Here is a 13,736-nt window from a genome sequence, read left to right on the forward strand (position 1 = left end):
GGTGCCTGCGTTTAGCCTGCCAGGTATGTCGGTTGACGTGATCAGTACCCCGGAGACAGAGCGGTTCGCTCCGCGTGGCCCCGCCCTGTCCCCCTCGCGCGCAATCGATTTCAAGCAGTGCCCGTTGAAATACCGGCTGCGGGTCATCGACCAGATTCCGGAACCGCCCTCGCGGGCGGCGGTGCGCGGCACGGTGGTGCACGCCGTGCTGGAGGCACTGTTCGGGCTGCCCGCCACCGAGCGGGATGCCGAGGCCGCGGCCGCTCTGGTCGAACCCGCGTGGACAGGGGTGCGCGAGTCGCGGCCCGAGGTGGAGTCGCTGATTCCGGCCGAGGAGCTGCCCGGGTTCCTGGCCGAGGTGCGCAAGCTGGTGGGCGTGTACTTCCGGCTGGAGGATCCGTCCGGCTTCGATCCGGAGTCGTGCGAGACGTTCATCGAGGCCGACCTGCCCGACGGCACGCCGTTGCGCGGCATCGTGGACCGCATCGACCGCTCGGCCGACGGGGAACTGCACGTCATCGACTACAAGACCGGCCGCGCCCCGGGCCTCACCTACGAGACCCGGGCCCTGTTCCAGCTGAAGTTCTATGCCCTGGTCCTGCTGCGCACCCAGGGCCGGGCGCCGGCGGAACTGCGGCTGATGTACCTCGCCGACGGTGTCACCCTCACCTACGCGCCGGACCCGGAGGAACTGCTGCGCTTCGAGCGGATCCTGTCGGCGCTGTGGGCCGCCATCGTGACCGCCGCCGAGACCGGGGAGTTCCCGCCCAGCCCGAGCTGGCTGTGCGAGTACTGCGATTTCAAGCGACTATGCCCCGAATTCGGCGGCACCCCACCGCCTTTCCCGTCCGGCGAGGACGAGCCGGAATCCGGCCCGTCCTGACCCGACCGGAATCAGAAGGCGCGGCAGGACCGGATGTCGGTGGCCAGGATCGCCTTGGCGCCCAGGTCCGCGAGCTGGTCCATGAGCTCGTTGCCGTTCTTGCGCGGCACCAGCGCGCGCACCGCGACCCACTCGGGATCGGTGAGCGGTGACACGGTCGGCGACTCCAGCCCGGGAGTGATCTTGACGGCTTCCTCGAGCAGCGCCTTGGGGCAGTCGTAGTCCAGCATCAGGTACTGCTGGGCGAAGACCACGCCCTGGATGCGGGCGACGAGCTGGTTGCGGGCCTTGTCGTGCTGATCGGCGCCCTTGGCCTCGATGAGCACGCCCTCCGAGGAGCACAGCGACTCGCCGAAGGCGACCAGGTTGTGCTGGCGCAGGGTGCGGCCCGAGCCGACCACGTCGGCGATGGCGTCGGCGACGCCGAGCTGGATGGAGATCTCGACCGCGCCGTCGAGGCGGATGACCTCGGCCTCGATACCGTGCCTGGCCAGGTCCGTCAGCACCAGGTTCGGGTAGGAGGTGGCGATGCGCTTGTCGTAGAGGTCCTCGACCTTCCATTCGCGCCCGGCCGGGGCGGCGTAGCGGAAGGTGGAGCGGCCGAAGCCGAGGGCGAGCCGTTCCTGCACGGGCGCACCGGAATCCAGGGCCAGGTCGCGGCCGGTGATGCCGAGGTCGAGCTCGCCGGAACCGACGTAGATGGCGATGTCCTTGGGCCGCAGGAAGTAGAACTCGACCTGGTTGACCGGGTCCAGCACGCTCAGCTCACGGGAGTCGGTGCGCTTGCGGTAGCCCGCCTCGGACAGGATGGCGAGGGCGGATTCGGAAAGTGCGCCCTTGTTGGGGACTGCGACGCGAAGCATGGGAGGTCCTTTCGGAACGGGGAGGGAAGACATGTCGACAGGGGGCTGAGCGGAACGGTGCGCCGCACCCAGCCCTTGAATGGGCACAGCGTGCGGCGCACCGGCGCATCACAGATGTCGGTACACGTCCTCGAGCCGCAGCCCGCGGCCCACCATCAGCACCTGCACCCAGTAGAGCAGCTGCGAGATCTCCTCGGAGAGTTCCTCATCGCTCTGGTACTCGGCCGCGATCCAGACCTCGCCGGCTTCCTCGAGCACCTTCTTGCCCTGCGCATGCACGCCGGCGTCCAGGGCGGCGACGGTGCCCGACCCCTCGGGGCGGTTGGCGGCACGATCCTGCAGCTCGGCGAACAGGGCTTCGAAAGATTTCACGGGGAGTGATTCTTTCAGACGGGCGCACACTCCCCGCAATCGGTTATACGGTGAGCAGTTCGGCGAGTTCGGTGACCGCCCCGCGCAGCTGCTCGGCGAAGTCGTGCATCTGCTGGGCGACGTGCTTGGGCGTGGCCAGGTAGAGGTTCCAGCGGTCGGGCAGCAGCACGTAGGCGATGCCGATGCACTTGGGGCTGGTGGAGCCGAAACCGAAGTACTGGATGTTCACCGACGGCGCGGAGCTGGTGCTCAGGTAGTCGTCGCGGGTGATGGTCCAGCCGGGGCTGTCGTAGAAGGCCATCGGGGCCGTCGCGCCGAGCTGTTCGCCGCGGCGGCGCTGGATCCACTGCAGTTCCCACAGGTGCTGTTCGGGGGCCTCGCCGCGCTGGCATTCCTGGGCGCGGCGCACGTGTGCCTCGGCGGCGGTGCGCAGCGCCACCAGTTTGCGGTCCCGGTCCACGGCCGGATCCTCGATGGCGGCAACGAAATCCAGCATCTCCTGGGTGATCACGCGCATGGCCTCGGTGCGGCCGTTGCGGAACTGGCGGGTGGCGATGGATTCGTAGGTGGCGCCGTTGAGCCCCTTGCTGCGGCGGTGCGCGAGCTGATAGCTCAGCTGCGCGAAGGCGTCCGGGGAGATGCCCAGCCGCTTGGCACGGTTGGTGCCGAAGTCGAACGACACCGTGGTGGTGGCGGTGTCGGCGGCGTACTGCGCGAAAGACGCGGCGGCGGAGGCGATCTCGGTCTTGGATTCCGGGCCGAGGACGAACTCGACGGGTTCGATGGCGGGCAGGCCCTGCGCCTGTGCGCCCGACTGTTCGGCGTGGTCGGTCACCGGCGCCTCGAGCAGGGTGTCGACGAAGGACAGGATGGTGGTGCCGTCCAGGCCGCAGTGCTCGACATTGATGCCGGCCTCGCCGTCGGCGAAGACGATGAACGACACCGACTTGTCGAACCAGCGGTTGCCGCTGTCGCCGTGCAGCAGCTGGTCGCAGGCGTGCAGGGTGTCGCGCGGCGCGAAGTCCTCGAGGCAGACGCAGAACAGCGCGGTCTCGATGGTGTCGAAGGCGGCGGCATTGGCGGGCCGCAGCGCCGCGTAGACCGGCGCCCAGTCGGCGCGGGCGAGGGTGGTGAGGTGCCCGGGCGAGGTGTTGGTGGCGGCGCGGCGCGCACCGGCCTTCATGACGGCGCGCAGGCCGTCGGCGAGGTCCTCGGGGGTGTAGGGGAGGCCGCCGGGGCCGAGGACGTCCATGCGGAACATGGTGCCGCGGTAGAAGACCACGATGTGGCGGGCGTCCGAGGGTCCGGGCCAGGCATCGCTGTAGGGCACCCGCACGGTGTCCTGCGGCGCGTCCGGTATGCGTGTCTCGGAGAACAGGAACTTGTTCTGCGCCATATTGAGTCGCGTGCCGCGCTGGGTGGCGGGCGGGATCTCCTCCCGGTCCAGGCGCAGCTTGTAGCCGACGGTCGCGGCGATGAGGGCGGCGGCGCGCTCGCTCTGGTCGGCGCTGGTCGAGGAGGCGAGGGCGGTGTCGTCGCGGAACAGGAAGAAGAAGTTCGCATTCAACGCGATCCGGTCGCGGCGGCCCAGGTAACGGGAGGGCCAGAACTCGTCGAGCCAGCTGCCCACGCCCGGGGTCTCGTCGAACCGCTGCAGATCGGCGTGCAGGGTGCGGGCGGGGCTGTCGGGGCGCAGCAGATCCTCGACGGCGGCCGCGGTGGCGGCGTACTCGTCGGAGGTCAGCAGGGGCGCGCACCAGTGCAGGAAGCGGGTGCAGCTCTCCTCCAGGGTGGGCAGCGGGACGCGGGGCAGCTGCTCGTCGAAGGCGAAGGTGCTGTCGCTCAAGGGGTGTCCTCGTGGGGTCGTCGGATAGGGGCAACCTGGCATTTGCACACGCGTGACCGTCCCCCTGGCGGTCACAGCACCCATTCTTGTCATCGAAACCGTCCGAGCGCCAGGCTTTCGCCCGAAACCACACGGTCCGGACCGGATGTGGATTTACTGCGCCACAATAGTTTTCATGCGGGTTCCGGAGTCACCCGGGATCGCCGATCTCCTTCAGCGCCCGCGGCACCTCGTCGGTCTGCAGGTAGCAGCCGGACTGCTCGAATCCGCCGATGGTGTGGGTCTGATAGTCGCCGTAGCCGATGCGCAGGAAGTCGTCGCCACTGAGGCCGTGCACGGTCCAGTCGAAGGCCACGCGGGCGCGGGCGACGACCGTGCGCAGCGCCATCAGGTGGTAGCTGCGTGCCACGAATTGGGCTGGGACACCACGCAATCCGATGCCGAGCGGGCGTGCCAGCGCATCGCGGCCGCCGAGGTCGACCACCATACCGAGATCCGGATGCCGGTAGGGTTCGGATCGTCCGCCCCGCAGGGTCGCCAGCAGGTTCTTGCCCAGGTGCCGGCCCTGGCGCATGGCGTGCTGGGCGGTGGGCGCGCACACCTTGTCGACGCCGTCGGTCAGATCCGGCACCGCGGCGGCGTCACCCATGGCCCACACGCCGTCCAGCCCGGGAACAGAGAGGTCGGCGTGCGCGATGATGCGTCCCTTGTCGGTTTCCGCGCCGAGGTGCCCGGCCAGCGGGCTCGGGGTGACGCCGGCGGTCCACAGCACGGTGCGGGAGGGGATGAATCGCCCATTGGTGAGTTTCACCCCGTTGGCCGTCACCTCCGCCGCCGACGCTCCGGAGATGAGTTCGATTCCGCGTTCGGCCAGAATCCTTTTCGCCTCCGCGCCGAGCCGCTCGCCCAGCTCCGGCATGATGCGGTCGCCGTGGGTGACCAGGTGCCACCGCACCATGCCGCGTTCGGCCTCGGGGAAGAAGCGCTTGGCGGCGGCGTGGCAGACCTTGTTCAGGACCGCGGCGGTCTCGGTCCCGGCGTAGCCCGCGCCGATGGTGACGAAGTTGAGCCGCTCCTGGTCCCCGTCCAGCCCGCCGCGCAGGGCGGCGACGTCCAGCTGCCGCAGCACATGGTCGCGCAGGTACATGGCCTCCGGCAGCGTCTTCATACCGAAGCCGTGTTCCTTGAGCCCGGGCACGTCCAGCACCCGGGTGATGGAGCCCGGGGCCAGCACGAGATGGTCGTACTCGAGGGCGGTTTCGCGGCCGGTGGATCGGCGCACCACCACCCGCCGGGTGTCGTGGTCCACCCCGACCGCCATGCCCGGCACCACCTCGGTGCGGCGCAGGATCCGGCGCAGGGATACCGAGACCGACCGAGGGTTGAGGGTGCCGGAGGCGACCTGTGGCAGCAGCGGAAGATACAGCAGTCCGGCGTCGGGCGAGACGAGCTGGACGAACGCCTCGTCGGGCCGCACTCGGCGTTCCAGATATCGGGCGCACTCGACGCCCGCGAAACCACCGCCGATAATTACGATCTTCGCTGGTGCCACCGATTCACCGTAACAATCGCGGGGAGTTTTCAGGTGAATCCGGGATGTGAATTCGATGTGCGACGCGATCAGTGTTCGGTCGCGCCGCTGATTTTCGGCCGGGACAGATACAGCTGGGCGTAGAGCCACCCGTCGGATTCGGCGCCGGCGGGGTCGATTCCGCTGTCCGCCAGGGTGTTCAGTACCCGTGCCTGCTCGTCCGCGGAGGCGAAGCGCCGCTGGCGGAACACGCCGGGTGCGCGTTCGGTGTGATAGCCGAGGGTCTCCAGGTGAGCGGCGATGGGGTCGAAGGAGAACATGCGCAGCACGAAATGTGCCATCCAGGGCAGTTTTCCGCCGTGCGCGCGGGCCACCCGCAGCAGGGTGCGTTCGGAGACGTAGCCGACGCAGCCGGTGGAGATGACCAGGTCCGCGACGGCGAGGGTGCGGCGCTGGGCCTCGGTGGGGTCGCCCGACTCCAGGTCGGCGTGCACGGCGTCCTGGAGGAAGCCGGCGGCGCCGGCGTAGTCGAGAGCGGGTCGGGAGGCGTCCATGCCGATGAAGCGGACGCCGGGGAGCTGATCGTGGGTCTGCAGCAGCTGCCGATCGCGGTCGATGAGCGCGGCGGTGTCATCGGTGTCGCGGCCGCGGTACCGTCCGGCCAGGTCGGCCATGGTGGTGTCCAGGCGCAGCAGGGCCGCGTTCACGCCGTAGGAGCAGCCGATGTCGAGGACGGCGGGAGTGGCGATGCCGGTGGCCGACCGATACTCCGCGAGGAGCCGCTGGAAGTGCGGTTTGGCCAATTCCGGTATCTGGTAATCCAATTCGGCCATGCGCGCGTAGTACTCGCGTGGATCGGGGCGGTCGTAGATGTGGTCGAACGAGGCTTTTCCGGTGGAGCTGTGTAACGAAACCGGCACGCGCTGTTCCCTCTCAGTCGAGCAGTCGATCGCCGCGGACCTCACCGACGGCCAGATGATCCGGCAGTACCCGCCCGAACAGCTGCCGGGTCCGCTCGGCGGTGCCGATCAGTCCCGGGGTGTCGCTGTAGGCGAAGATCGCCGAATGCCGTTGCACCGTCCCGCCTACGGGCGCGACCCGGTGCAACGAGAATCTCCCCTGGAACAGCTGCAGATCCCCCGGCCGCAACTCCAGCCGCCGGATGAACCGCTCCCCCTGCCCCGTCAGCACGTCCCGCACATCCGGGAGGTGCTCCGCCTCCCGCGACCGGATGTTCGGGCAGTACTCGAACACCCCACCGCATTCCGGCTCCTGCGTGAGCATGCTGACGGTGAACTCGTTGGTATCGAAATGCCACGGATGCGACATTCCCGGCGCGACCACATTGAGGCACAACCCCGCCAGCGGATCGGTGTACTCGTGCAGCTCGGCCAGCCCGAAACAGTCCGCCACGAACCGCTGGAACCGGCGATCGGTGTACAGCCGCTGGATCAGCGCGTCCGCGGGAATGAGATCCCTTGCCACGAACGCGTTCCCGCGGTGCAGCACGATCCGCCCCGGATGGTCGGGCGGTAGATCGGTATCGAGGGGAATGTTGTAGGCGTTGACGTCCTCCACGGTGTAATACGCGTGCGGAGCCAATTCCACCCCCTCGCCACGCAAGGTAGTCAGCAGTTCGGGCCTGATGAACCCGCGCAGCACGCAGCATCCATCCGCGGCCAGCTCGGCCCGCGCCTCGCCCACCGCCGCCAGCCACGCCGCACTCCCGGGTGAGTCCAGCGGATACTTCCCGACATCCACTCCCGGCACCGGACCCCCGCCCGCCGCCGCATCGGCTTCCCACGAGTCCGCCCGACCCCCGACCGCAACCATGCGGCCCATTCTTGCCGCCCGAACGCCCGACACGCCCGAGTTCCACTCCGATTGTGAATACTCACTATTCCTGCGCCCCAGCAGGTTTCATGCGGTACCGGTCGTCCGCTTCATCGCGGCCCCCATCGACCGTCGCGACTCTACGCCACCCGGATCAGCCGATATCCACCGGCCGGGCGAGTCCATCCCACGCCAGGGCGACGCGGACATCGGTCGGTTGATTCCGGTTGCGCTACAACCGGATTCATGACGGTTGACAACGCTCCCGAAGGGGGTACACCGGTAGTGAGAGGACCGGCGCGATGGGCAGTCAGGGATCGTGGGAGACCATCAACCGGGCGCTGAATCGGGTGTCCGGGCCGGGGAGGCGCGGCACCGAGTGGACTACCTATCTGTGTCCGGTTCACGAGGCGGATGGGCGACGGCATCGGCCGTCACTGGGGGTCGTGTACAACCCGCAGCGGCAGCGGACGGTCGTCCGGTGTTTCGCCGGGTGTTCGGATGAGGAGGTGCTGGAGCGGCTCGGGCTGCGGGTGCGGGACCTGTTCGACGCCCCGGCGGAGCGACGGGGGCCACTGACGCGGGGGACGGCGGAGACGGGGCTGGCCGATCGGGCCATTTTGGCTGCGGGACTGACACTTTCGGTACACAAGCGTGACTTCGGTCCGCCGATCGGACGGTCGCGGCGGGTCGCGGCCTATATCTACCGGTGGCCGGATGGCAGTCCGGCGGGGTGTGTGTTCCGGGTTCGGACGCTGCATCGGCAGGGGTATGTGAAGAGCTTCTATCAGCAGCGCCGGACCGAAACCGGTTGGGAGTACGGCGGATTCGAGCGTCTTCCGTTCCATTTGCCGGAGGTGATCGACGCCGTCGAGGACGGCCGTGACATCGTCGTCTGCGAGGGTGAGGCGGATGTTCTGACTGCCACGCGTGCCGGGTTGACCGCCACCTGTAATGCGGGCGGGGCGAACGGGTGGCATCGGGAGCATGCCGACTGGCTGCGCGGTGCGCATCGGGTGTGGGTGGTTGCCGATCGGGATGCGCCGGGGTATCGGCATGCGGCGAAAGTTGCCGAGTCACTGGTCGATTGCGTGGATGAGCTGCGGGTGGTGCAGGCTCGGGACGGGAAGGATCTCACCGATCACTGCAATGCGGGGCATCAGGTGTCGGAACTGGATCCGGTGCCCGTGCTGGACGAGCACTATCGCGGGCGGTGAGCACGGTCGCGGGCGGTCGCTCGCCGGCGGTGGTGACGGCCCGCTGGTAGCGGTCGATCAGGGTGCGCAGGGCGGCGACCAGATCGGGGGAATCGACGATGTCGAAGTCGGCGTCCAGCAGACCCAGGTAGAGGGCGAGCATTTCCGGGTGGTCGGAGCCGGGTTCGAAGGCGCACCGGTTGTCGCCGAGTTCCTCGATGTCGATGGGGATCGGGAGGCGGGCGCGGACGTGAGCGGCGGGGGCGTGCACGATCACGCGGGCGCGGAAATGCCACGTCGCCGAGCCGATTCCGCGTTCGACGTAGGACGCGATCTCGGAGTCGGGCGGCAGAGTGCGCGGAGTGAAGCGCGGTCCGGCCGGTGGGCGCGGGTCCATGCGGTCGACGCGGAAGGTGCGCCAGTCGCCGCGGTCGAGGTCCCAGGCCAGCAGGTACCAGCGCTGGCGGTGGTTGACGAGACGGTACGGCTCGACCGCACGCCGGGAGGATGCGCCCGAGTGGGTCCGATAGTCGAACCGCAGGCGTTCGTGGTCGCGGCACGCGGCGGCGATGGCGGTCAGCGTGTCGGCGCTGACCCGGGGCCCGCGCATCGGAACCGGCAATGCGCTCTGGAAGGCGCTGACCCGGTGCCGCAGCCGTGACGGCAGGATCTGCTGCAGTTTCGTCAGCGCGCGCAGCGACGTCTCCTCGATGCCGAGAACCGAACCGCTTGCGGCGGTTCGTAATCCGACGGCCACCGCGACGGCCTCGTCATCGTCGAGCAGCAGCGGCGGCAGCGCGCCACCGGTCCCGAGCCGGTATCCCCCGTCCACGCCCGGCCGCGCTTCCACCGGATAGCCGAGTTCGCGCAGCCGATCCATGTCCTTGCGGATCGTGCGCGGGGTGACCTCGAGCCGTGCGGCGAGTTCGGCCCCGGTCCAGTCGCGCCGGGACTGCAGCAGCGACAGCAGCCGCAGCAGGCGGGCGGAGGTTTCCAACATTTCTCGATGGTATGCGCGAATTGCGGAACGAACCGTTCCGCAATAGTCCATACCGTGGTGTCGAGCGGAAGATGAAGAGCCTCCGGCGAGGTTCTCCCGAGTGAACGGAACAGCCTGATGAGCACCGAGATTCGCCCCTTCACCCTCGACGTTCCCCAGTCCGACCTGGACTATCTGCACGACCGCCTGGACCGTGCCCGCTGGGCCGCCCAGCTGCCCGGCACCGGCTGGGAGCGCGGCATCCCCGAAACCGCCCTGCGCGAGCTGGCCGACTATTGGCGCACCGAATTCGATTGGCGCGCACAGGAAGCCGAGCTCAATGCCTTCCCCCAGTTCACCACCGAGATCGACGGCCAGCGCATCCACTTCCTGCATGTCCGTTCCGAGCGCCCCGACGCCCAGCCGCTGCTGATCACCCACGGTTTCCCCAGCTCGATCGCCGAGTTCATGGGCCTCATCGGCCTGCTCACCGACCCGGCCGAGGGCCCGGCCTTCCATGTGATCGCCCCGTCCCTGCCCGGCTACACCCTGTCCACCCCGCTGAGCGCCGTCGGCTGGACGATGGCCCGCGCTGCCCGCGCGTGGATCGAGCTCATGGCCCGCCTGGGTTACGACCGCTACGGCGTGCACGGCGGCGATGTCGGCAGCGGCGTCTCGGGCCTGGTCGCGGCCCTGGACCCCGAGCACGTCACCGGCGTCCATGTGGTCACCGACCCGCTCACCGCCGCCAATGTCGCCACCTTCCTGCCCGGTCTGGCCGACGGCCTCGACCCCGACGACCCGATCGACAAGGTCATCCTGGACCGGATGGACTCCTTCCGCCGCGAGGGTTCCGGCTACCTGGCCATCCAGAATTCCCGCCCCCAGACCATCGGCTACGGCCTGGTCGACTCCCCCTTGCTCCAATTGGCCTGGATCGCCGAGAAATTCGAGGCGTGGACCGACCTCCCCATCGACCGCGACCAACTCCTCACCACCGTCAGCCTCTACTGGTTCACCGGGTCGGGCGCGTCGGCCGCCCACACCCTCTACGAGCAGTCCCACTCCACCGAATGGGGCGCTCCCCCGTCGGTCCCGCAGGGCTTCGCCATCTTCGGCGCGGACGAGACCGTCCGCCGTGTCGTCCCCGCCCCCGCCGACGCCCACTGGACCGAATTCGAACGCGGCCTGCACTTCCCGGCCATGGAGGCCCCCGCCAACCTGGCCCGCGACCTCCAGACTTTCTTCGGTCCGCTGCGCTGACCCCGGAAAACGTGAACCGGCCCGGCGATACCGCCGGGCCGGTTCACGTCACTCGGACGCCATCCGCCGATCCAGCTCCGCCACAAGCCGTTTCGCCGCCACCATCCGATAGGCGTCCTCGACGATCTCCCCGATCTCGTCCCACTCCACGGCCGTATCCAGATACACGCCGAGCCACCCGCGATGCCCTACATACGGCGGCCGGAAGAACCGCTCCGGCTCACCGGCCGCCAACTCCTCCTGCACCCCCGCCGGTGCCGCACACCAGAATCCGACCCGCTCGTCATGATGGTGATCCGCGAACATCACGAACATCTTTTTCCCGCCCGCGAACCAGCACGGCTCCCCGTGACTGACCCGCTCGGTCACCTCGGGCAGCCCGGTGCACACACTCCGCAGCAACGCCAGCACACTGTCCATTCCCGCAGGCTAGGCGACGAACGACCCGCGGCCTTGGACGAATGGGAACCCCGGCGGGGTCATGGTGTTCGGAGTCAGCCGATTCCGGCGGGGACGAGATCGCCGAGGTCGGTCATGGTCAGCCCGACCAGGCTCTCGCGGAAGGTTCGGCCCGGGGCGTCCGGGACCGCGACCTCGCACGGCACCACCAGGAGCGCGCAGCCGGCGGCCTGGGCGGCGATCGAGCCGGTGGGCGAATCCTCGATGGCGACCGTGTTTTCCGGTGCGACGCCCAGGAGTTCGGCGGCCCGGAGGTAGACGTCCGGGGCGGGCTTGCCGTGGGGCACCTCGTCGGCGCAGACGGTGGCACCGAAGAACTCGCGGCCGATGGTGTTCAGGCCGTACTCGGTCAGCGACCGCTTGGTGTTGGTGACCAGGGCCATCGGGATGCTCGCGGCCTGCACCATTTCCAGCGCTTCACGCGCGCCGGGACGCCAGGGCACCGGGCCGTGGAACAGTTCGGTGACCCGTCGCTCCATCCAGTCCGAGGCCGTGGCGACGGCCCCGGGCGTGTGCTCGATACCCAAGCCCTCGAACAGAATCCGGAAGGCGTTCGGGCCGGACGCGCCGATCAGCGCGTGCCGGACCGTGTCGGTCAGCTCCCGCCCGTACTCGCCGGCCAGTTCGCGCAATGCCATGTCCCAGAGCTTTTCCGAGTCCAGCAGCGTTCCGTCCATGTCCCACAACACCGCGTCCAACCGCGCCACCGACTCGAACTCCTTCCACACCACCTGAACCAAAAAACCGGCTCCGCCGCGGGGCGGAGCCGGTTCAGCCTATCGGGGACCGATCACAGACCCGAGGCCGCGATCATCAGGTGCCCGGTCGAGGAGTCGACCTGGATCCACCGGTTCTCGGTGGACACCTGCCCGTTCTTGAGCACGTAGGTCAGCGCCACCACGGCCCGGTTGTCGCCGTTGGGCGTGACGGCGCCCACGCTCACCGACGAGATGCCGCCCCAGAACTGCGCGTACGCGTTGTAGCCGCCTGTGGAGGACTGGTAGCCGGGCGACAGCATGGACCACGCACCGCTCACATTGCCGGGGAGCATGCTGTAGTAGCCCTGGATGAACGAGACCACCGAGGTCGCCGGCGGCGGACCGAACGGTGTCGTCGAGGACGGCGTCACCGTGGTCGTGCTCGGCCGGGCCGAGGAGGTGGGCGCCACCGACGAAGTCGGCGCGGGCGTGGTGGTGGGGGCGTGGGTGGCCGCACCCGCCTCGCCGGTGCGCGTGGGCTGCTGGGTGCCGCCGTCGGCCTGGCCCATATTGTCCGGGGAGGTCGCCGGAATCGGCGAGGCCCCCGCGCTGACCGAGCCGCCGTTGCTCGCCAACGGCTGGTTGCCGCCACCGCTGTTGTGGCTGACCGACATGGCGATCACGACGGCCGCGACGAGCGCGGCCACCACGCCGGCCGCCACCAGCACCAGCCGCCGCGGATTCCGGTCCGCGCCACCGGTTTTCGCTCCCCCGGTCACGCCCGGCGGCGGCGTGCCCGGCATCGTCCCGCGCTGTGGCGACACGTCCCGGGCCATGTCCACGTGCACGGTGGCGTCGGTGGCATTGCTGGGCGCGCCGCTGCGCGAGGTCGACATCACGGTCGTGGCGGCCGAACCGTCCACGGCGGCAGCGGCACTCATCGCGGGCAGCACCTTGGTCTGCTGGATCGGCACGGCCGGGGCCCGCCCCTCCGCCACCGCCTGCAGCCGTTCCGCCGCCTGCGCCATGGTCGGCCGGTCCGCGCCCTCGGCCGCGAGCAGGTCCATCAGCACCGGCGCGAGCGCCGCGGCATGGGTCGGCGGCGGCACCTGGGCGCGCGCCACCGAGTGCAGCACCGCGAGGGGGTTGTCGCCCTCACCGAAGGGCGGCTTCCCCTCGACCGCGGCGTAAAGCGTTGAACCCAGGGCGAACACGTCGGAGGTGGGCTCCGGGTTCTCGCCCCGCGCCACCTCCGGCGACAGGTAGGCGGGCGTGCCCGCCAGGAATCCCGTGGAGGTGACGGTCACGTCCCCGGTGGCCCGCGAGATGCCGAAGTCGGTGATCTTCACCGTCCCGTCGTCGGCCACCAGGATATTGGCGGGCTTGACATCCCGGTGCACGATCCCGGCCTTGTGGGCCGCGGCCAGCGCCTCGGCCACCTTGGCCCCGATCCGCGCCACCTCGACCGGCTCGAGTCGCCCCTTCTCCCGCATGTGCGCCGCCAGGCTGACGGCGTCCACGTATTCCATGACGAGCCAGGGCTGGCCGTCCTCCTCCGCCACGTCGAACACGGTGACGGCGTTGGGATGATGCAGTCGCGCCGCGATGCGCCCCTCACGCATCGCCCGCATCCTGGCCTCGACGGCCTGCGACCGGGTCAGCCCCGGTGTCAGCAGCAATTGCTTGACCGCGACCGTGCGCCGCAGCCGAACATCGGTCGCGCGCCACACGACCCCCATAGCACCGGTGCCGATCGGATCCGTTAGCCGGTACCGCCCCGCAATCAGCCGGTCTGCGCTCATGTGGTTGTGCC

General features: G+C 69.4%; 12 protein-coding genes and 1 pseudogene. 3 read left to right on the forward strand and 10 right to left on the reverse strand.

Annotation, left to right across the window (positions count from 1 at the left end; translation table 11 throughout):
• Nucleotides 1-25: 25 nt before the first annotated feature.
• The gene (locus ACWEQQ_RS17210; RefSeq protein ID WP_452342178.1) at nucleotides 26-883 is read left to right on the forward strand and encodes a RecB family exonuclease; all 858 of its coding nucleotides are present in this window, start codon (nucleotides 26-28) and stop codon (nucleotides 881-883) included.
• Between the two features lie 11 nt (nucleotides 884-894).
• On the opposite strand, the gene hisG is transcribed toward ACWEQQ_RS17210, so the two are convergent.
• The 6 genes from hisG to ACWEQQ_RS17240 all read right to left on the reverse strand — a co-directional run bounded on the left by hisG (nucleotide 895) and on the right by ACWEQQ_RS17240 (nucleotide 7,328).
• Nucleotides 895-1,746 carry an ATP phosphoribosyltransferase gene (gene hisG, locus ACWEQQ_RS17215; RefSeq protein ID WP_364618149.1) on the reverse strand — a complete coding sequence of 284 codons (852 nt, stop codon included), beginning with the start codon at nucleotides 1,744-1,746 and terminating at the stop codon, nucleotides 895-897.
• Between the two features lie 108 nt (nucleotides 1,747-1,854).
• The gene (locus tag ACWEQQ_RS17220) at nucleotides 1,855-2,118 is read right to left on the reverse strand and encodes a phosphoribosyl-ATP diphosphatase (protein WP_033085388.1); all 264 of its coding nucleotides are present in this window, start codon (nucleotides 2,116-2,118) and stop codon (nucleotides 1,855-1,857) included.
• Nucleotides 2,119-2,161: 43 nt separating this feature from the next.
• Entirely contained in the window at nucleotides 2,162-3,964 is a 1,803-nt protein-coding gene (locus ACWEQQ_RS17225) for a choline/carnitine O-acyltransferase (RefSeq protein WP_452348860.1), read from the reverse strand.
• Between the two features lie 190 nt (nucleotides 3,965-4,154).
• Entirely contained in the window at nucleotides 4,155-5,516 is a 1,362-nt protein-coding gene (locus tag ACWEQQ_RS17230; RefSeq protein ID WP_452348861.1) for an NAD(P)/FAD-dependent oxidoreductase, read from the reverse strand.
• A 68-nt stretch (nucleotides 5,517-5,584) separates the two neighbouring features.
• Nucleotides 5,585-6,415: a class I SAM-dependent methyltransferase gene (locus ACWEQQ_RS17235; protein ID WP_452342175.1), complete on the reverse strand. Its 831-nt coding sequence runs from the start codon at nucleotides 6,413-6,415 to the stop codon at nucleotides 5,585-5,587.
• A 13-nt stretch (nucleotides 6,416-6,428) separates the two neighbouring features.
• Nucleotides 6,429-7,328 carry a HalD/BesD family halogenase gene (locus ACWEQQ_RS17240; protein WP_452348862.1) on the reverse strand — a complete coding sequence of 300 codons (900 nt, stop codon included), beginning with the start codon at nucleotides 7,326-7,328 and terminating at the stop codon, nucleotides 6,429-6,431.
• Between the two features lie 302 nt (nucleotides 7,329-7,630).
• Here ACWEQQ_RS17240 and ACWEQQ_RS17245 point away from each other — a divergent pair, with 302 nt between their 5' ends.
• The gene (locus ACWEQQ_RS17245; RefSeq protein ID WP_452348863.1) at nucleotides 7,631-8,545 is read left to right on the forward strand and encodes a toprim domain-containing protein; all 915 of its coding nucleotides are present in this window, start codon (nucleotides 7,631-7,633) and stop codon (nucleotides 8,543-8,545) included.
• A gap of 34 nt (nucleotides 8,546-8,579) precedes the next feature.
• Here ACWEQQ_RS17245 and ACWEQQ_RS17250 read toward each other — a convergent pair.
• A pseudogene (locus ACWEQQ_RS17250) lies at nucleotides 8,580-9,524 on the reverse strand (helix-turn-helix transcriptional regulator); the annotation flags it as partial.
• A gap of 117 nt (nucleotides 9,525-9,641) precedes the next feature.
• Here ACWEQQ_RS17250 and ACWEQQ_RS17255 point away from each other — a divergent pair.
• The gene (locus ACWEQQ_RS17255) at nucleotides 9,642-10,766 is read left to right on the forward strand and encodes an epoxide hydrolase family protein (RefSeq protein WP_452342171.1); all 1,125 of its coding nucleotides are present in this window, start codon (nucleotides 9,642-9,644) and stop codon (nucleotides 10,764-10,766) included.
• Between the two features lie 48 nt (nucleotides 10,767-10,814).
• Here ACWEQQ_RS17255 and ACWEQQ_RS17260 read toward each other — a convergent pair whose 3' ends face one another.
• From ACWEQQ_RS17260 to ACWEQQ_RS17270, 3 genes are all read right to left on the reverse strand, one after another.
• Complete coding sequence (locus tag ACWEQQ_RS17260; RefSeq protein ID WP_452348864.1) at nucleotides 10,815-11,186, reverse strand: MmcQ/YjbR family DNA-binding protein; 372 nt, start codon at nucleotides 11,184-11,186, stop codon at nucleotides 10,815-10,817.
• Nucleotides 11,187-11,260: 74 nt separating this feature from the next.
• A complete protein-coding gene (locus tag ACWEQQ_RS17265) occupies nucleotides 11,261-11,932 on the reverse strand; it encodes an HAD family hydrolase (protein ID WP_452348865.1) in 672 nt (223 codons plus the stop codon).
• Between the two features lie 83 nt (nucleotides 11,933-12,015).
• Nucleotides 12,016-13,725 (reverse strand): protein kinase domain-containing protein, encoded by a 1,710-nt coding sequence (locus ACWEQQ_RS17270; protein WP_452348866.1) that lies wholly within the window; start codon nucleotides 13,723-13,725, stop codon nucleotides 12,016-12,018.
• Between the last annotated feature and the right edge of the window lie 11 nt (nucleotides 13,726-13,736).

This window comes from Nocardia sp. NPDC004123 (genome assembly GCF_053603795.1).